Consider the following 18,611-nt stretch of genomic DNA (forward strand, 5'->3'; position numbering starts at 1 on the left):
TAAAATCGCCCGTTTAGTGTTAATCTACTAACACTAAACGGGCGATTTTATTTTCACTACGCTCTAGGCGTTACGCTTATTCTCTTCATGACCGTTTCCGTTAGCGGGAACGGGTTGTGGAGCAGGATGACCGTGAGCATCGGAATGCTCATCTTTTTTGGCGTTCTTTTTCAGTTCTTCCAGTCCTTTCTTACCATAAGCCAGTCGCGTAATACCAACGTACAGTACCGGCACGACAAAGATAGCCAGCGACGTAGCGGCTAACATACCACCCAGTACCGTCCGGCCAATGGTAGCACGCGCAACACCCCCTGCCCCGCTGGCAATAGCAAGCGGAAATACGCCCAGGATAAATGCCAGCGATGTCATCAGGATTGGGCGAAGCCGTAACCGCACCGCTTCGATAGTCGACTCTAACAAGTCTTCGCCTTTATCGACGCGCTCTTTGGCAAACTCCACAATCAGGATAGCGTTTTTAGCCGCTAAACCGATCAGCGTAATTAAACCGATCTGCGCATACACGTTATTGTTTAGATACGGGAACAGAATCAAGGCCAGGATAGCTCCAAATGCACCGATTGGAACCGACAACAGTACGGAGAACGGAACCGACCAGCTTTCGTACAGAGCCGCCAGGAACAGGAAGACGAATCCGACCGATAGCATAAAGATGTAAATCGAACTGCTGCCCGCGTTAATTTCTTCACGGCTTAACCCACCAAAATCATAGGCATAACCAGCAGGAAGCACTTTGGCCGCCACTTCGCGCAAGGCATCGTTGGCCTGACTACTACTGAAGCCCGGCTTGGAAGCGCCGTTCAACTCTACCGATCGGAACAGGTTGAAGTGCGAAATCAAGGGTGCATTTTCAATAACACTAGTTGTGATGACGGCACTGATAGGAACCAGTTGCCCACCCTGGTTTCGAACGTAATACTGGCCCAGGTTTTTGACATCGGCCCGGTACATGGTATCGGCCTGAGCAACGACCCGGAATTTACGACCGTAAATAATAAAATCGTTCACGTACTGGCTACCCAGGAACGTCTGCATCGTCCGATACACATCGCTCACCGCAATGCCCAGCTTTTTACACTTATCACGGTCTACGTCGACGCGGTAGGCTGGACTTTTGGCCGTGAAATACGTAAACGCACGACCGATTTCGGGCCGTTTGTTGGCTTCGGCCAAGAAGTTCTGCACGACGTTGTCGAAGGCACGAACGTCGTCATTGCTTTCACGCTGCTGTATCTCGAACGTGAAACCCGATGACTGACCAAGACCCGGAATGGCTGGTGGCTGCAACACCTGAGGACGCGCATCGTTCAAACTCGACAGCGCCTTTTGTAATCGAACGACCAGCGAATCGGCCTGCATGTTTCGTTCTTTACGTTCTTCCCAAGGCTTAAGCTGCATAAACACCGTTCCGCTGTTTGACTTGGAAGCGAACGTAACGGCGTTCAATCCCCCCAAGGCGGCAAAGTGATTGACATAAGGCTCTTTTTTAAGGATAGCCATTATTTTGTTGAGTACTTCCAGGCTTCGGGTCGTAGAAGCCGCTTCCGGAATCTCGTAAGTGACAATCAGTCGTCCTTCATCTTCCGTCGGAATAAAGCCCGTTGGTTTCGACCGGAACATCAGCCCCGTTCCGATGTACAGGACAATTAACCCAACGATTACTAACGGGGTCGCTTTGATAAGCCGCTGTACGGCGTTCGAATACGAATTGGTTACCCGCTCGAACCACTGGTTAAACTTGTAGAAAAACTTGTTCAGGCCCGTTGCGTTCTCGTCAATGTGCATCGGACGAAGCAGCAGCGTACACAGCGCGGGAGTCAGTGACAAAGCAACAAACGCCGAAATCAATACCGAAACGGCAATGGTGATTGCGAACTGCTGATAAAGTCGCCCAACAATACCCGGAATAAAACCAACCGGTACAAACACAGCCGCTAGAATCAAGGCAATGGCAATTACCGGTGCCGAAATCTCACGCATGGCTTCTACGGTAGCCTCCTTGGGCGACATGCCCTTATCGATGTTTACCTGTACGGCCTCCACCACCACAATGGCGTCATCGACCACAATACCGATAGCGAGTACAAAGGCAAAAAGCGTCAGCGTGTTGATCGTAAAGCCGAGAGGTACAAACAAAGCAAACGTACCAATAATAGACACTGGAATAGCCAGCAGGGTAATGAGCGTAGCCCGCCAGCTTTGTAAGAACAGGAATACGACCAGTATAACCAGTACAAGGGCTTCGAGCAGCGTCTCGACTACTTCCGAAATAGACACCTGAATAACCGACACAGATTCGAACGGTACGACGTATTCGATGTCTTTCGGAAATGTCTTTTTCAGGTTGTCCATGGCGGCATAGACCCCCTTGGCCGTTTCCAGAGCGTTACTGCCGGGCAACTGATACACCAGCAAGTAAGACGCCCGATTGCCATCCACGAATGAGTTACTGGCGTACGAAAACTTACCCAGTTGCACCCGCGCTACGTCTTTCAGATAAACCAGCGAACCCCGGGCCGGATCACTACGCACAATGATATTTTCGAACTCGCTTTCTTTGCTGAGTCGGCTGTTGGTGAAAACTGTGTACTCGAAAGCCTGTGAACCGGGCTGAGGTGGAGCCCCTACCGAACCACCGGCTACCTGCAAGTTCTGCTCCTGCAAAGCCCCTACGACATCGGTAGGTGTCAGACCAAGCTGCGCCAAACGGTCGGGCTTAAGCCAGATCCGCATACTAAAATCGTCGGCCCGGCTGAAAATATCGCCCACCCCCGGCACCCGCAGGAGCGCATCACGAATGTAAATGTTCGTATAGTTATCCAGGAACGAAACGTTGTGCGTACCTTTTGGCGAATACATAGCGACCAGCATAAACAGCGACGGGTTCCGTTTCCGAACCACGACACCCAGACGCGTCACTTCTTCCGGCAATTGTGGCTGGGCGATACCTACGCGGTTTTGCACATCGAGAGCGGCAATGTTTACGTCCGTACCGACTTTGAACGTTACGTTCATCGTCATCCGACCATCGTTGGTGGCATTGGTCTGTACATAATCCATGCCCGGCGTACCGTTGACCTGCGTTTCGATGGGTGTCGCTACGGTCTGTTCAACCGTCTGCGCATCAGCCCCGGTATAGTTTCCCGTTACCTGCACGACAGGCGGTGTAATATCAGGATACTGGCTGACTGGTAAGCTCAACAAGGCCAGCACCCCCAACGCTATAATAACGACGGATGTGACGATGGCCGTTACCGGTCGATTAATGAATATTTCTGCAAACATAACTTATTGAGTAGTTGAACAGATAATCGAATGAACAAGCCTGATTTCGTCGGTGCTCGCTCATTCGCTCATCTTTCTTTATTTTGAGGCCGACTGATTCGTACTTGAACTTGGAGCTGAACTTCCACCCTGGCCGGGCGGGGTTACTTTAACGACAGCGCCCTCGCGTACTTTTTGCGTTCCTTCGGTCACAATCGTTTCTCCTTCATTAATCCCATTTCGAACGACCACTTTATCATTGATACGCGGCCCGAGCGTTATCTTTTTCTGAGTTACCTTACTGCTGTCGCCCACTACCCAGACAAAGTATTCGCTCATCTGCTCGGTTACTGCCTGGTAAGGAATCAGTATCTGTGGCTGCCCGGTGCTGTTCTTGACCCGGACATTAGCCGCCAAACCAACTTTCAGCTGTTTGTTCGGGTTTGGAAAAGCGATTCGAATGCGAAGCGTACCCGTTTGCGGATCGACAGCGCGGTCAACAATCCGGATCGTACCAGGATACGGATACCGGCTGCCATTGGGCAACATCAGGATAAACGTAGAGTCGCGGGCGGCTGTCTTCTGACTTTGAAGTTGCAGAAAACGAGGTATTTCAGATTCGTCAACCTGCACATCAGCCGCAATTGGATCATCGGAGGAGATGGTGTTCAACGGAGTCGAACCTGGCGCAACAGCCGCACCAAGCCGCACTTGCGAAATACCAATGGTTCCGTCCAGTGGCGCGTAGATCGTCGTATATTTTAGATTGGTAGCCACCTGCTGAATGCTGGCCTGCGCGGCTGCTACCTGCATTTTCGTAGCTTCCAGACTGGCATTGGCATTATCGACCAGTTGTTTGGCAACAGCGTCCTGCTGCGCCAGCGTGTTGTACCGGTCGGCATCTTTCTGGGCACGGTTCAGGTTTGCTTTCTGCACGTTCAGGTTTGCTACTGCCTGATCGTAACTCGCCCGGTATTGCTGTGGGTCAATGGTATACAGCTTCTGGCCTTTCCGAACGCGCTGTCCATCCTGAAAGAAAATACCCGTGATATTTCCCGCAACCTGCGGCTGGATATCCACGACTACCAGGCCCGTTACCGTCGCCGGAAATTCGTCGTAGTAGGTGGCACTTCCTTTAGCTACTTTAACGGCAGTCACAGCCGTCGGCGGTGGAGGGGCCTGCTGCTGATCATTTTTGTTACCGCCACAGGAAGCCAGTACGATACTTCCGGCTACAATAAGTACATGACTATAAAATTTCATATGTGTAATTACCTGAGACTCGATAAGGATTTTGTTAACAACGAAAGCCCTGTTCTAGTGAATTAGCCGTCGTCTTATTCTGGTGTACTCGTGATTTATTGACTGGTACAAAGCCAACACGCTCATACTTATGGTTGAAACCGAATAGCGCCTAAAGCCTGCTGGACATCGAGCTTGCTCACGATCGTCTGATACAACGCGTTAAATACATTCAACCGCGCCGTCCGAAGGTCAGCTTCAGCAATCGTAACATCCAGATACGTTTTTATACCGGACCGATATTGCAGGTTGATAATTCGATAGACATCCTCGGCCAGCAACTGATTCTCGCGTAGCGCCAGATAGTTAGCTAAATTACCCTTATACGTCGCTAATGATTGCGCGTATTCAGCGTCAACAGCGCTCGTCAGGGCCGCCAGATCCCAGTTCAGCCGCTGCACCTGTAACTCCGAAATCCGTAACTGCTGAATTCGCCTGCCCCCCTGAAAAATAGGTAGTGCTACGGCAAGCCCAATCAACGAGTTGGGAAACGTCTGTGAATAAAGTTGTCCGAAAGCGTTGTTTTGGTAGAGCAGGTTGTAGTTGGCAAATGCGCCGACCGTCGGTAGAAAAGCCAGGCGGTTGTACCGAACATTAGCCGTTAACAAACGTCCCTGCGTCTGTAACAACTGATACTCAATGCGGTCCTGTGGATTGACCAGTTGCAATGTATCCAAGGCAACTTCATTGGCGAGTTGCAGCGTATCGTATGTAACGCTCAGCTGGGCATTGGGCGGATAGCCCATAAGCTGCTTTAGAACCTGGTATTTTGACCCAATCAGATCACTGAACTGCTTTCGCTGAGCGAGTGAGTTATTAAGCGCTATTCTGGCCCGCTGCGGGTCGGTCTTGTCAACGATACCACCCTGATACTGATTCGTTGCGTCCTGCAAACTACGCTGTAACCGCGTAATATCTTCGCTCAGAATATCGACCTGCCGCTGCGTCAGGATCAAATCGTAGAATGCTTTGCTGACATTCACGACTACATTAATCTTGTTGTTTACCGTGGTCTGAGCCGCCTGAAGCCGGTAAGCATCGGCGGTTTGGCTAGCCAATAGTAAATCTCGATTGAAAATACTCTGCGTCACGGAGAATGACACCGTAGATGTGTTTTGCGCCCCCAGCGCTGTGGGAACACGTTCGCCGGTAACCGGATTGGGAATGAGCGTGACCGGAAGCTTCAGGAAATGCTGTAAATTGTATCCAGCCGCTATTTGTGGATACCAGGCGGCCAGTGAGCTTTGCACGGTTCGCTCGGCTACTTCCTGGTCAATGATAGACTGCCGAACTATCGGCTGATGGGTCAAAGCATACTGGATGCAGTCCGGAAGATAAGCCTGTTTTGCTAGTGAATCGGTGGTTTTCTGAGCCTGAACACTAAAAGGTAAAAAACAGCCAATACTTAAGAGGAAGCTAATAAAACTAGTTTTCATAACATAACGAAAGGCAACAAAGCCGTTTCTGGTAGATAGTCAACGGCGTGTACTATCTACAACCCGTTACAAGTATCGTTTTGTTCGCTTATGCTGTAAAATATAAGAAAGCTTTAATCGTCCGTTTGCCAAACCCGTTTGATCACTGTAATTTCGGGACCTTATCAGTATAGTAATACGCGCCATGGCGGAAGCATCAAATGACCCGTTAGAGAACAGTACGACTGATCGTAGTCATACCGGAACATCGCTTAATTTTATTGAGCAGTTTGTAGAAGAAGATATATCAGCCGGTAAAAACGGCGGTCGCGTGCATACGCGCTTTCCGCCCGAACCCAACGGTTACCTGCACATCGGCCACGCCAAATCCATTTGCCTTAATTTCGGTCTGGCCGACAAATACGGTGGACAGACTAACCTTCGTTTTGACGATACCAACCCGGTTACGGAAGATACGGAATACGTTGATTCGATCAAGAACGACGTGCGCTGGCTCGGCTTTGACTGGGAAAATGAATTTTATGCGTCCGATTATTTCGATCAGCTCTACGCGTTCGCCGAAGCGTTGATTCAGAAAGGACTCGCTTACGTCGACGATTCAACGGCGGAAGAAATTGCCGCTCAAAAAGGCACACCGATGGAGCCGGGCCGCATGAGCCAATACCGCGACCGGAGCATTGACGAGAATCTCGACCTGTTCCGTCGCATGAAAGCCGGTGAGTATCCGGATGGGGCCAAGGTATTGCGGGCTAAAGTCGATATGGCTTCGCCGAACATGCAACTCCGGGACCCGATTATCTACCGGATCAAGCACGCGCATCATCACCGTACGGGCGACACCTGGTGTATCTACCCGATGTACGACTTTGCCCACGGCCAGTCCGACGCGATTGAGCACATTACGCATTCGCTTTGCACGCTTGAGTTCGAGGTTCACCGGCCTTTGTACGAGTGGTTTATTGACAAACTGGCGCTTTTCCCCTCTCGCCAGATTGAGTTTGCGCGACTCAACCTGACCTACACGGTTATGAGCAAACGGAAACTCAAACAGCTCGTCGAAGACCATCACGTCAGCGGTTGGGACGATCCACGCATGCCTACCATTGCGGGTATTCGCCGTCGTGGGTATACGCCCGCTAGTATCCGTGAATTTGCTGACCGCATCGGTATAGCCAAACGCGATAACCTGATCGACGTGGGCTTGCTTGAGTTCTGCATTCGGGAGGAACTCAACAAAACGACGCACCGCGTCATGGCCGTTCTCGACGAAAAACCGCTGAAACTGGTCATTACAAATTATGAAGTGGGCCGGGAAGAGATCATGCGCATCGAAAACAACCCCGAAGATCCTAACGCGGGCGAACGCGATGTACCGTTTAGCCGTGAGGTGTACATTGAACGCGACGACTTCCTGGAGAATCCACCGAAGAAATTTTTCCGGTTGTTTCCGGGCGGTATGGTGCGGTTGAAAGGGGCTTACATCATCAAGTGCGATGAAGTTGTCAAAGATAACGCGGGTGAGATTATTGAACTGCGTTGCTCGTATATTCCCGAAAGCCGGAGTGGTTCCGACACGTCGGGGATCAACGTGAAAGGTACGATCCACTGGGTATCGGTTCCGCACGCCGTTGAAGCCGAAGTACGGTTGTACGACCGGTTATTCTCGGTAGAAAATCCAGCCGCCGATGAGCGTGAGTTCCGTGAATTACTGAATCCAAATTCGCTGGAAGTTGTACGGGCCTTTGTCGAACCCGCATTGGTCGAAGCCGCGCGGTCGGGTGCGCAGCGTAATTTCCAGTTCATGCGTAAAGGCTATTTCATCCTCGATTCTGACTCAACTCCGGAACGGCCTGTTTTCAACCGAACCGTAACCCTGAAAGATAGCTGGGCGAAGGAAGTCAAAAAAGGATAGACGCTGGTTATAATGTATCAAATAGAAACGGGCTTTGTTTTCACAAAGCCCGTTTCTATTTGACTTTAAGTCAAGTTCTTGTAAAAGCTGAGTAGCTCATAGCTCACTCGTCAATACTTCTAAAATCAAACCCTAACAGGTTTTCTCACTTCTCACAATCTGCGCTACCCGTACAATCCAGGCTGACGAAGAGTTCAGAGCGTATTTTCCAGCCAGCGTCTGTTTTGCGCCACATTGCCAAATACGTACCCGTTATGGTCTGAACGCCATCCGACCGTTTGAAGCGTCCCGTCCAGTGTCCGTGCTCGGCTGCCAGCGGCCCAGACTTGCTCACTTGTACACGCTCGGTAGTTCGTACGTAACCCATGAAAGCAGGGTCCTTGAACTGTACCGAGACTGAAGCTAAAACGGAGTCACGCCCGGATACGTGTGAACCGCTCCCGCGCGTAACCTCAATATCCGACGACATCGTCTGACCAAATGCAGCTAGATCACGCGCCTGTATCGCTCGGTTCGACTGATTCCGTAATGCCCGTATCGACGCTTCGTCCGCCAGTTTGTCTTTCGTAGAATTAGTTTGAGCAGCAAGCAGATAAGGTAGTTGACAAAAAACAACCGTCAGCAATAGTCCCAGTAAACGATTCATAACGATCTAGTTTAACCGATAAACCGGATAGCGGTTATGCGTTTTTTCGTAGTAAGGCGTCTGCCGATAGATGAAATTCAGCTGTGCGTCGGCATTATCGGCAAACGCTTTGTCAGCAGCCCGTTTTTCCTCCAGTTGCTTCCGCAAGGCCGGATCTTTCCTGACCAGTTCAGCAGCGGTATCCTCGAAAATGTAATCAGCGAAGTACTCTTTCTGATCAAGAATACTATCAAAAAAATTCCAGGCAAAAAACGAGTCAACGCCTTGCGGTTCAAGCGTTTCGACAATATACTGATTAGCCGCCTGATTGGTCTGAACCAGGTAATCACCTTTATAGAACTGAAGTTTTTGTGATTCCGTCCGCACCTTCACGCCCGTATGGAGGTAATGACCTTCGTAGGGTCGTTGCGGGCTTTTAAAATCGGTGATGTAATAAGCCGACACCGTTAGCAACGAATCTTTTGATAACGGTTGCAGGGTTACGCCATTACGTTTTAACTCACCAATGACCTCCTGCCAAGCCTGCGGAATAACGTAAGCCCGTGGCTTGTCGATCTGCGCGTCAACGACAAAGTTGTTCAGGTAAGGGACTTGTTTTTTAAACGGTTTGCTTCGGTCGTAATAAAGTCGTTTCAACCCCGACACATCACTCGGTTTGTACGCAGCTTCATAGCCCAGAAACATAACGGAATCCACTTTACTACGGTCCAGTTTATAACTCAAACCAAACGTTTTCTGCTGACGTACGGCCTCGTTTGCCCGCTGCTGATTCGCCAGAATGGTTTGGGCTTCCCGCTCACATAATCGCATCACTGCTTCGTCGAAAACGTACGAAGCCTTGACCCGCGCCGGGTACGGTTTCCACATATGCGTTTCCAGCGTAAAGCCGAAACAATTAAACAAAGCCGCATAACCCGTTGAGTAACGGGGCGAATCGTTATAGCCAATCAGGCCGCTCTCGGGCGTATCACCCGCGTGATTGACGTAGGGGGCAGACGGAAATCCTTTGGCAACCAGCATCTTGTCGATCTCAGGCTGAAATCGTTGGGTCATGTAGCCCGCCAGTGCTGGATGCAATTTATCCTTCTGGGTGGCAAAATACGTCAGGACATGCTGGTAATCAGCACCATCGCTAGTATGGTTGTCAATAAACACCTGCGGTTTCAGCGACTGGTACATCGTCTGGAACGCGCGGGTATTTTCCGCTTCGGCTTTTATAAAATCGCGGTTGAGGTTCAGGTTTCTGGCGTTCCCCCGAAAGCCGTACGTATCGGGTCCGTTCTGATTCACCCGCGACACGCCCCGGTTCAGACAACCGCCTACGTTGTAGACCGGCACAATGGCGACCAGCACATTTTTAGGGAGTTTATTTGCTTTTAGTAGATCGCGAGCCAGCATCATACAGGCGTCGATGCCTTCCGGCTCGCCGGGGTGTATACCGTTATTGATCAGTAAGGTGACGCGGTTCGGACGGGCCGTAAACTGCTTATCAGCCGCTAGTAAAAACAGGTGTAGCGGTTTGCCAATATCTGTTTTGCCGATCTCGATCAGTTTGGCCTGATCGTACTGCTTATCCAGTTGCTGATACCAGCTAATAATCTGAGGGTAGGTAGCCGTCTGGTTTGTGTCGCGTTCGTACGGCGTCAGCATAGACGCGGTCGATTGCGCGTAAAGTAAACTGAACAACAATTGGTACAAACAGCAGCCAAAGCTGGCAACCTGCAAGATTCGGGAGGCAATGAACGAAATGAATTTCATGAGTAATGGTTAACAAAACGCGAGTGCTCCTTTATTTTTCTTCATTGGAAGCGCTACCAAGAGTTACACGTTGACAGGAGTCTACAGAATAAACTATAATTTTACGGCAGTTCTGTAGAATTATCAATCCAAAGCCAACCCCTTTTCCAAACAAATAGAATAAATCGTTCCAGAATACAACTCCGCATTACCTTCAGTACATTTTATACAACCTCTCTATGAACCGAATATTCGTCCCAACGGCACTCACGGCTCTGCTCATGGGCGCTACGACTTCACTCCTGCTAGCGCAGCAAACCCCAACCATCGACAAGCGTTATGCGGATGAAATCAAAAAGCTAGCGGATCAACCTGCCGTCAAAACAGCCTTCCAAACCTTTATCGATCTTGAACCACAGACGAAGCAAGACTTAATTACCTTAACGGAAACACCATCTCCGCCTTTTAAAGAACAGGTACGGGCGAAGAAATTTGCGGCCATGATCAAGGAAGCCGGAGCGGATTCGGTCTGGATCGATGAGGTAAACAACGTCCTCGCCAAACGTAAAGGTCGATCAGGCAAAAAGACCGTCGTTGTGGAAGCTCACCTGGATACGGTCTTTCCCGAAGGGACCGACGTAAAGGTCAAGCAGAAAGGTGACACGCTCTATGCACCGGGTGTTGGTGACGATACACGCGGTTTAGCCGCCGTACTGGCCGTAGTGAAAGGTATGGAGAAGGCAGGTATCGAAACAGAGGCTGACGTACTGTTTGTAGGTGCGGTTGGCGAAGAAGGTCTGGGTGATCTGCGCGGGGTTAAGCATCTGCTGCGTAAAGACGGGGGCATTAAGCCTGACTCCTACATCGCAGTCGATGGCGACGGTATCAGTAGCATCACCCATCGGGGTCTGGGTTCGCATCGCTACCGCATTACGTTCAAAGGTCCGGGTGGTCACTCGTACGGATCGTTCGGTATTGTCAATCCGCACAGCGCTCTGGGCAAAGCCATCTATCATTTTACTACCGAAGCTGACAAAGCCACTCGTCAGGGCGTCAAAACAACGTATAGTGTTAGTGTCATCGGCGGAGGCACGTCGGTTAACGCCATTCCTTACGAATCGTGGGCTGAAATTGACATGCGCTCGGAAAGTCCGGAGAAGCTTAATGAGGTTGACCAGTTGTTGCAGACAGCCATCCAAAAAGCATTGAAAGAAGAAAACGCTGTTAAACGGCAAGGTCCTGATCTGACCGTAGCTGTTAAAAAAATTGGAGACCGTCCATCTGGAAGAACCGAAGCAACGGCGGCTATTGTACAACGGGCGGTTGCCGTTTCCAAATACCTAAATGCCGAGCCGCAACTGGAAGTTGCTTCGACGAATGCCAACACACCGATAGCGCTGGGTATTCCGGCTGTAACGATTGGTAGCGGAGGTATTGGCGGAGGTGAACACGCCCTAAACGAATGGTGGCTAAACGACAAAGGCTACCTGGGTATGCAGCGCATTCTGTTGCTCTTACTCGCTGAAGCCGGACTGGACAAATCTACTACCGCATCCGCGAAGAAGAAGTAATAGGAAAGCTGTTATTTAGTGTTTGATGGTTTAATATTTCATACGCCATATCTTGGAGATATGGCGTATGAAATATTAAACCATCAAAGTATAGCCTGTTCTACTTTATCTCATTATTAGCTACCGCAGCATCATCGGTCAGACGTGTGACTACCGATTCGGACAGTGCGGTTTCACTGTCTTTTCCGACCGCACGCTGCTCACCGATTCCACCGGGGCCAGGCAGCATCTCGTTCGCCAAAGCCATCATGTCCGTGATGAATCCAGGCGCGAAACCGTGAATAGCCGCGCCTACTTTAGCCGGAAGCGTAATGACTCGTTCCGCTTCTCCCGTTCGGCAAGCGTCAATAATTTCGCGGGCGCAGTCATCAGCGGCTATTGTAAAGAAAGGAATCGAATCGCCAATTTTGAAAACGGTATATTCTTTCTCGTTCTGTCCTTTGAAGAAGGCATTGCGCGGGCTTCCCGTACGGATCAAGCCGGGACATATGGTGGTAACCAGGATATTGTCTTTCATCAACTCGGAACGAAGTCCTTCCGAATATCCCACAAAGGCGAACTTACTAACCGAATAAGGAGCCAGATGTGGTACGGCAATCTTACCACCGAACGAGGTAATATTGACAATGCGCCCTGCCTTGCGTTCTCTCATCTGGGGTAGCACGGCATTGATCATGTTGAACGCCGACCAGAAATTAGCTTCCATCGTATCCCGGAAATCTTCTTCTGTCGCATGTTCCAACGGACTGACGATAATCGTTCCGGCATTGTTGACCAATACATCAACCGACCCCAACACTTGTCCGACGGCCTTGATAAACTGCTCGACCTGCGCTTTGTCGGTTACGTCACAGGCGTAGGTAAACACATCGCTGCCCCGTCGGCGTAAGTCCTCCTGCGCGCGATCCAGTTCGTCCTGATCACGGGCGCAGATCGCAACGTTAGCTCCTTCCTGTGCAAACTGACGGGCCAGTTCAAGACCCAATCCACGAGAACCGCCGGTAATAACCACCGTTTTCTCGTGAAAGTCAATCGTTCGTTTTTTGGTTAGAAAGGCTTTCGCAGCAACGACCGCTCCGATACCTGCCAGCGTCCACCAAAGTCCTTTACTGTTCAATGCACTCATTGGCTTTGTCGTTTTCTATTCGTTCCGTACTCAACCACGAGACCAAACCGATTGTTACGGGAAATCAGATGCGATTTTACATAACCATATGCCCTAACGAGCAGTTACAGTAAGCGTACAACAAATAAGTGACCAACTTAACGATTATGGAAAGTACACAGAATTTGCAAGGCAAAAAGATTGCGGCCCTAATGACGGAGGGCTTTGAACAAGTAGAATTTACGGAACCAAAGAAAGCGCTGCAAGATGCCGGAGCAACGGTTCACCTCATTGCCCCGAAAGGCGGTAGCGTAAAAGCCTGGGACGAAACCGAATGGGGCGAAACGTTCGATGCTGACTTACCACTCGCCGGAGCAGATCCATCCCAGTACGATGCATTATTACTGCCGGGCGGTGTCATGAATCCCGACAACCTGCGTACCGAACAACAAGCCATTAAATTCATTCAGCATTTTTTCGAACAGCAGAAACCAGTAGCGGCTATCTGCCATGCCCCAACGTTGCTGGTTGAAGCGGACGTGGTTGACGGATTGACGCTGACCTCCTTCCCATCGATCAAAACCGACCTCCGCAATGCGGGCGCGGATTGGGTAGATCAAGAGGTTGTCGTTGATGGTAATCTGGTGACTAGCCGCAACCCAAACGACATACCTGCTTTCAACCGCGAAACGATCAAGTTGATCAGCGAAGGTGTAAAAGAAAAACAGTCGGCCTAAGGTAGTAAGCTCAAAATAGCAAAAAGGGACGTTTCGGACGTCCCTTTTTTATTCCTGCATCTTGTGGTTAGCCGTAGACTACCCGTTGTTCCAGTATGTTGGCGGGATAACCAACTTCCATCAGGTATAAGCCGTTGGGAGGAGCTGCCCGCCCGGCGATGGTCCGGTCCTGCGCGGCAATCAACTGCTCAAATTGCTCAAGCGTCATACGCCCCTGCCCAATCTCAAGCATCGTTCCGACGATAGTACGGACCATACCCCACAGAAAACGGTTCGCTTTTATATGCAACGTCAGCAGATCAGCCTCGCTACGCTGCCAATACGCAAAATCAAGTCGGCAACGGAAGTGCGTTACGTTGGCCCTCACCTTACTAAAACTCTTGAAATCAGTGTGCCTCATCAGAATCTGACACGCTTCATTCATTAATTCGACGTTTAGTTCTGGTCGAAAATGGTACGTTAATCCAGGTTCGAACGCGTTCTTGTATCGCGTAATGTGATACTGGTAGTAGCGCGAAACCGCCGAAAATCGAGCGTGATGGTTCGGTGCTACAGGAAACAACGTACGAATGGCGATGTCTTCGGGCAGGATGCAATTGATTGAGTAAACCAATGCATCGGATAGCAAAATGGGTTCGTCAAGATCAAAATGGGCAAATTGCTGCCTAGCATGAACGCCCGCATCAGTACGCCCACTACCGACGACAAACACTGGTTTTCGAAGTCGCTGCGTCAACGCAGCTTCGAGTGTTGTCTGCACACTAACGCCGTTTGCCTGTGTCTGCCAACCGTGATAAGCCGTCCCGCAATACGACAATTCAATAAAATAACGCATACCGGACAAATGTACAGCCAATCGGTGAAAACAAAGAAACCGTGCATTCAGTGAATGCACGGTTTATGAGAAAGAATGTACGTGTTAGCGTGGCCCTCGCCCACCACCCTGAAACCCACCCGGCCTTGCGACATTGCCTTGCGGATTCGGCTCCGGATTGCGTTGCTGAAACTGAGGTTGTGATCCTCGGTTTTCGTTCATCCGTGAAAAACCGCTTTCGCGACTACCCGGCATTGATTGGTTACCGGAAGGAGCCTGAAAACCGGGACGCTCATACGAACGATTCGGCGACTGAGGAAACCCACCTTGCGGGGCGTTATTGCCAGATTCAGCGGGCCGGTAGGTACCCCGATTGGATTCAAACGACCGGTTTGGCGCGGCATTGTTGCCAGGAGCAGCACCATTCGCATCAGAGCCGTTAAACGAGCCACGTCGATTGGGAGAAAAACTGCCGTTGTATTCCCGATTTGGTTCGATGTCTCGGGTATAGCCCCGATCTGGCGTGCCGTTCCCATTGTAGGTACCACGACCCGGCACGTTATTTCTATTATAATCCCGGTTCGTTGTATTATCGCCGTTGTACCAACCCCGGCCAGGAGTATTATTGCCGTTGAACTCAGGACGTGGATCATTATTAAAACGACTATTGCGGCCATAATCCTGGCGGTAAGCCGGACCGTGATCAGGCCGGTAAAAGCCTACTGAACCGTTACCCACAACCGAACGACCCGGTCTGTCCAGGTTGTCGACCCGGTACACCGGCACGCTCCGGCGGGTTACGCGTTCGATGTCAGCACGCGGTGGGCCGTAGGCGTATACCCGGTTGTTTGTCCGGTAGACGTTGTTGATGATTGTCGTGGACTGGTAAATATTGACCACATTAGGCCGGGGTACGCAATAGCTGTAAACCCGTGGACTCGCGATGTATACCTCCGGCACAAACGTCCAGTAGGGAGCGGGAATGTTAATATTGATGCTCACGTTCATGCCCGGAGCAAGAGGAGCCCAACCGTAATATCCTCCTCCCGAACGCCAGGCAACCCATGCCGGCCCCCAGTCGGTACCCGGAATCCAGAGCCAGCCGCCGTACCCAGGGTCGTAAATCCAGCGCCCGTAGTGAAACGGAGCCCAGCCCCAGGCATAATCCGACACCCACGTATTTCCGTATTCCGTAACTACCCAATGGCCACCCGTGGCATACGGCTGGAAGTCAGGGCCAGCATTTGGCATCCACACGTCCCCATAGCCAGGGTACTGCGTCCATTGTCCATACGGAGCCAATTCATCATAAAAAGACTCGACAGGAACGCTGACACCTGGCTGCGCCATCGTTTTCTGAGAGATCGATGGACTGAGCGCTAGTAGGGCTACCAGGCCAAGCAGCTTTATCGTTTTAAGGATAGTCATGACTCGATTCGTTTGTGGATTGAGTGTTAACACTCAACAAGGGTTAGATTGATAAACCACCCAAACGTTTAGTCACGCATCTAAAAGATTATTACAGGCTATCACTATGATTTCAATCGTTTGAAAACAGCCCCCGCAACAAGTCCACCGAACAGATACCACCCAACGGTCATGACTGCCGTTGCGGTTGTGCGTTTGGTTGGTGCTTCGCCCAATCCCATTGGTCCCGGCAGCGTAACGGCTCCGATTCCAGCTAGGGCTCCTAATGCAGCTCCCGCAACGACCGGTTGTTCTTTACTCACACCTACTAAACTGTAATAGAGTGCATTGGACGCTACATCGCCGAGCATTGCCAGTCCGTAGAGCTTTTTTCCCTGCGGGGGTTGCTCCCCGGCCGCTTCAAATCCTTTAACAATACTACGCTCCCCGAGAAGGTCAGCGCGGGGGGCATCAGGCACAAACTGACGAACCGTTTCATGTAATACATTGAGGGCAATGGCTCCGGCAAGGCCACTGCCGAGCGCTTGTGAGAGGGTAGGCGTGATTGTAGCAGACATAAATACTGAGTAGTCAATGAATTTATCCATTGAACCGTCCAGTTAAAAAGATGTTTTATGTCCGTCGTCTCTCTCAACCGTTTTAGTGGAAGCAAACAAGTGTTTAGCCGAACTCGTCGGACGCTGTAATTGAGTACTTACGGGCACTAAACGCTTATTTTTTACCTTCTTTCTAACACCGCATTTTCAGCAACGTTCTTACGATTACCGTTTAATACTTATTTCCATGTTAACCGTCCGTAAAATTCACCCGGCAGTTTATTCGCCCATCAGTGATCTGATCACCTATCGGGCACTGCCCACACGCTCTATTGAGTATGTCGATCCGTTTTTATTTTTAAATCATCATGGTCCGCAGGTTTACGAACCAAATAATAACGGACTTCCATTTGGGCCGCATCCGCATCGGGGCATGGAGACGGTTACCTTTATTCTCGATGGCGACATTGCCCACCGGGATAGCAGCGGTCACGAAAGTGTTATCAATGCGGGTGGTGTTCAATGGATGACCGCCGGAAGCGGACTGATTCACGCCGAAGTCTCGTCGGACCAGTTTATGGAAGAAGGCGGCAAACTGGAAATTTTACAGCTTTGGCTAAATCTGCCCGCAAGTCTGAAAATGACAAAGCCGTTCTACAAAGGGCTCCAAAAAGAAGCTATTCCCAGTCTCAGGCTGGACGACGGCAAGGTAATCGTCAATTTGGTGGCGGGTGATTGGGATGGTCATCAAGCCGCCTTTGACTCCCACATTGGTATCCAACTGAACACTATTTATTTTCAGCCGGGCGGTACAGTAACGCTTATGGTTCCTAATGATCACAACATTTTCTTCTACGTAATCAAAGGGCGTCTCAATGCCAACGGAACTGTCATCAATGCCTTACATCTGGCCGAATTTGACCACGACAGCAGCGAACTGGTTGTAACAGCCGCCGAAGATAGTATTCTATTATTCGGTCACGCCAAGCCGCTCAACGAGCCCGTGGTTTCACAAGGGCCTTTTGTAATGAATACCCAGCAACAAATTATGGAAGCCTACGACGATTATCGAAAAGGTAAGTTTGGTAGTTGGCACTGATCCGAAGCACCGGCAGCAAATTAATCGTCTTTAACCAATCAGCCCGCCACAGATCGTAGCGGGCTGATTGTTGTTAGGCAATAACGGGTTCTTCGTTGGTAATAAACATCTTGGGTTTCGGCGCTTCGATACCGTCTCGTCCAAACTGCCGGGCGACATTCTCCAGCATGTAGTAGTACGTTTCCCAGTACGTCTCGCTTTTTGTCCACACTCGTACGTCATAATCACGCGAATTGGCGTTCAATTTGGCGATCAACACATCGTGCGACCGATCTTTGAGCGCATAAGGACACGCATTTACAACACGCAGTAGCGACGCTTTTGTAGCGTCCAGATCGTTCTGACTGCCAACCGTATATACCTGATCAACCCGGATTATACCTTTCGTACTGATATTCGTAATCGACGATGTGGATAGGGGTCCGTTTGGCAAAATAATGGTTTTATTATCAAGCGTCACCAGAATGGTGTCGAAGATGCGGATGGCTTCAACCGTTCCCGTAAAACCCTGCGCGGAAATCAAATCACCAACCCGAAACGGTTTAAACGTCAGAATTAAAACGCCCCCGGCAAAGTTAGCTAGGCTGCCTTGCAGTGCCAGACCAACCGCCAGACCAGCGGCTCCGATGATAGCAACGAACGAAGTCGTTTCAACGCCCAACGTATTGGCAATACTCAGCAATAACAATACGCGTAGGACGGCATTGACCATCGACAGCAGAAAGGGCTGGACGTCACGGTCTACGTGCTGTTTCGCCATCAAAGAGGATAATAATCGGGTAATCCAGCCAATCAGCCAGAGACCCACCATAAGGGTTATGATAGCCAGCAAAATGCGGCCACCATACAGTGCGGCAAAGGTAATTACTTGGTCGTAGATGCGTTCGGCGTTCGTCTGAGCCTGTTCCATGAGTAGTAAACGGGGGATTTGTTTGCAACTCAGACGTGAATACAGATAAAGGTAACGAAACCAGATACGAGTTAAGTAATCTTTTTTAGCCTTCTT

General features: G+C 50.3%; 14 protein-coding genes. 4 read left to right on the forward strand and 10 right to left on the reverse strand.

Annotated features, from left to right (window positions below):
* Positions 1-63: 63 nt before the first annotated feature.
* From LQ777_RS15710 to LQ777_RS15720, 3 genes are all read right to left on the reverse strand, one after another.
* Positions 64-3,303 carry an efflux RND transporter permease subunit gene (locus LQ777_RS15710; RefSeq protein WP_232558879.1) on the reverse strand — a complete coding sequence of 1,080 codons (3,240 nt, stop codon included), beginning with the start codon at positions 3,301-3,303 and terminating at the stop codon, positions 64-66.
* Between the two features lie 78 nt (positions 3,304-3,381).
* Complete coding sequence (locus LQ777_RS15715; RefSeq protein WP_232558880.1) at positions 3,382-4,545, reverse strand: efflux RND transporter periplasmic adaptor subunit; 1,164 nt, start codon at positions 4,543-4,545, stop codon at positions 3,382-3,384.
* 128 nt (positions 4,546-4,673) lie between these two features.
* Positions 4,674-6,020: a TolC family protein gene (locus LQ777_RS15720; protein ID WP_232558881.1), complete on the reverse strand. Its 1,347-nt coding sequence runs from the start codon at positions 6,018-6,020 to the stop codon at positions 4,674-4,676.
* A 184-nt stretch (positions 6,021-6,204) separates the two neighbouring features.
* Here LQ777_RS15720 and LQ777_RS15725 point away from each other — a divergent pair, with 184 nt between their 5' ends.
* The gene (locus LQ777_RS15725; RefSeq protein WP_232558882.1) at positions 6,205-7,932 is read left to right on the forward strand and encodes a glutamine--tRNA ligase/YqeY domain fusion protein; all 1,728 of its coding nucleotides are present in this window, start codon (positions 6,205-6,207) and stop codon (positions 7,930-7,932) included.
* 145 nt (positions 7,933-8,077) lie between these two features.
* Here LQ777_RS15725 and LQ777_RS15730 read toward each other — a convergent pair whose 3' ends face one another.
* Together LQ777_RS15730 and LQ777_RS15735 are read right to left on the reverse strand one after the other, a co-directional pair.
* On the reverse strand, positions 8,078-8,578 hold the full coding sequence (locus tag LQ777_RS15730) for a YybH family protein (protein WP_232558883.1): 501 nt from the start codon (positions 8,576-8,578) through the stop codon (positions 8,078-8,080).
* A gap of 6 nt (positions 8,579-8,584) precedes the next feature.
* A complete protein-coding gene (locus LQ777_RS15735; RefSeq protein WP_232562860.1) occupies positions 8,585-10,228 on the reverse strand; it encodes a M14 family metallopeptidase in 1,644 nt (547 codons plus the stop codon).
* A 326-nt stretch (positions 10,229-10,554) separates the two neighbouring features.
* Between LQ777_RS15735 and LQ777_RS15740 the strand changes: the two genes are divergently transcribed.
* The gene (locus LQ777_RS15740) at positions 10,555-11,886 is read left to right on the forward strand and encodes a M20/M25/M40 family metallo-hydrolase (protein ID WP_232558884.1); all 1,332 of its coding nucleotides are present in this window, start codon (positions 10,555-10,557) and stop codon (positions 11,884-11,886) included.
* Positions 11,887-11,986: 100 nt separating this feature from the next.
* Here LQ777_RS15740 and LQ777_RS15745 read toward each other — a convergent pair whose 3' ends face one another.
* Positions 11,987-13,012 carry an SDR family NAD(P)-dependent oxidoreductase gene (locus LQ777_RS15745; protein ID WP_232558885.1) on the reverse strand — a complete coding sequence of 342 codons (1,026 nt, stop codon included), beginning with the start codon at positions 13,010-13,012 and terminating at the stop codon, positions 11,987-11,989.
* Positions 13,013-13,158: 146 nt separating this feature from the next.
* On the opposite strand from LQ777_RS15745, the gene LQ777_RS15750 reads away from it, so the two are divergent.
* On the forward strand, positions 13,159-13,728 hold the full coding sequence (locus LQ777_RS15750; RefSeq protein ID WP_232558886.1) for a type 1 glutamine amidotransferase domain-containing protein: 570 nt from the start codon (positions 13,159-13,161) through the stop codon (positions 13,726-13,728).
* Between the two features lie 67 nt (positions 13,729-13,795).
* Here the strand turns inward: LQ777_RS15750 and truA are convergent, their stop codons facing one another.
* From truA to LQ777_RS15765, 3 genes are all read right to left on the reverse strand, one after another.
* The gene (truA, locus tag LQ777_RS15755) at positions 13,796-14,563 is read right to left on the reverse strand and encodes a tRNA pseudouridine(38-40) synthase TruA (protein ID WP_232558887.1); all 768 of its coding nucleotides are present in this window, start codon (positions 14,561-14,563) and stop codon (positions 13,796-13,798) included.
* A gap of 84 nt (positions 14,564-14,647) precedes the next feature.
* Entirely contained in the window at positions 14,648-15,970 is a 1,323-nt protein-coding gene (locus tag LQ777_RS15760) for a DUF6600 domain-containing protein (protein WP_232558888.1), read from the reverse strand.
* A 104-nt stretch (positions 15,971-16,074) separates the two neighbouring features.
* Complete coding sequence (locus LQ777_RS15765; protein WP_232558889.1) at positions 16,075-16,527, reverse strand: hypothetical protein; 453 nt, start codon at positions 16,525-16,527, stop codon at positions 16,075-16,077.
* Positions 16,528-16,753: 226 nt separating this feature from the next.
* Here LQ777_RS15765 and LQ777_RS15770 point away from each other — a divergent pair, with 226 nt between their 5' ends.
* Positions 16,754-17,605: a pirin family protein gene (locus LQ777_RS15770; protein ID WP_232558890.1), complete on the forward strand. Its 852-nt coding sequence runs from the start codon at positions 16,754-16,756 to the stop codon at positions 17,603-17,605.
* Between the two features lie 73 nt (positions 17,606-17,678).
* Here the strand turns inward: LQ777_RS15770 and LQ777_RS15775 are convergent, their stop codons facing one another.
* Entirely contained in the window at positions 17,679-18,515 is an 837-nt protein-coding gene (locus LQ777_RS15775; protein WP_232558891.1) for a mechanosensitive ion channel family protein, read from the reverse strand.
* Positions 18,516-18,611: the final 96 nt, after the last annotated feature.

Source organism: Spirosoma oryzicola (assembly GCF_021233055.1).
GTDB classification, from domain to species: Bacteria; Bacteroidota; Bacteroidia; order Cytophagales; family Spirosomataceae; genus Spirosoma; species Spirosoma oryzicola.

Bases quoted from the DNA above. Each gene is read 5' to 3' on its own strand.
- LQ777_RS15735 (WP_232562860.1), bottom strand. From the start codon at position 10,228: ATGCTGACGCCGTACGAACGCGACACAAACCAGACGGCTACCTACCCT.
- LQ777_RS15715 (WP_232558880.1), bottom strand. From the start codon at position 4,545: ATGAAATTTTATAGTCATGTACTTATTGTAGCCGGAAGTATCGTACTG.
- LQ777_RS15750 (WP_232558886.1), top strand. From the start codon at position 13,159: ATGGAAAGTACACAGAATTTGCAAGGCAAAAAGATTGCGGCCCTAATG.
- LQ777_RS15730 (WP_232558883.1), bottom strand. From the start codon at position 8,578: ATGAATCGTTTACTGGGACTATTGCTGACGGTTGTTTTTTGTCAACTA.
- truA (WP_232558887.1), bottom strand. From the start codon at position 14,563: ATGCGTTATTTTATTGAATTGTCGTATTGCGGGACGGCTTATCACGGT.
- LQ777_RS15740 (WP_232558884.1), top strand. From the start codon at position 10,555: ATGAACCGAATATTCGTCCCAACGGCACTCACGGCTCTGCTCATGGGC.
- LQ777_RS15760 (WP_232558888.1), bottom strand. From the start codon at position 15,970: ATGACTATCCTTAAAACGATAAAGCTGCTTGGCCTGGTAGCCCTACTA.
- LQ777_RS15770 (WP_232558890.1), top strand. From the start codon at position 16,754: ATGTTAACCGTCCGTAAAATTCACCCGGCAGTTTATTCGCCCATCAGT.
- LQ777_RS15765 (WP_232558889.1), bottom strand. From the start codon at position 16,527: ATGTCTGCTACAATCACGCCTACCCTCTCACAAGCGCTCGGCAGTGGC.
- LQ777_RS15775 (WP_232558891.1), bottom strand. From the start codon at position 18,515: ATGGAACAGGCTCAGACGAACGCCGAACGCATCTACGACCAAGTAATT.
- LQ777_RS15720 (WP_232558881.1), bottom strand. From the start codon at position 6,020: ATGAAAACTAGTTTTATTAGCTTCCTCTTAAGTATTGGCTGTTTTTTA.
- LQ777_RS15725 (WP_232558882.1), top strand. From the start codon at position 6,205: ATGGCGGAAGCATCAAATGACCCGTTAGAGAACAGTACGACTGATCGT.
- LQ777_RS15745 (WP_232558885.1), bottom strand. From the start codon at position 13,012: ATGAGTGCATTGAACAGTAAAGGACTTTGGTGGACGCTGGCAGGTATC.
- LQ777_RS15710 (WP_232558879.1), bottom strand. From the start codon at position 3,303: ATGTTTGCAGAAATATTCATTAATCGACCGGTAACGGCCATCGTCACA.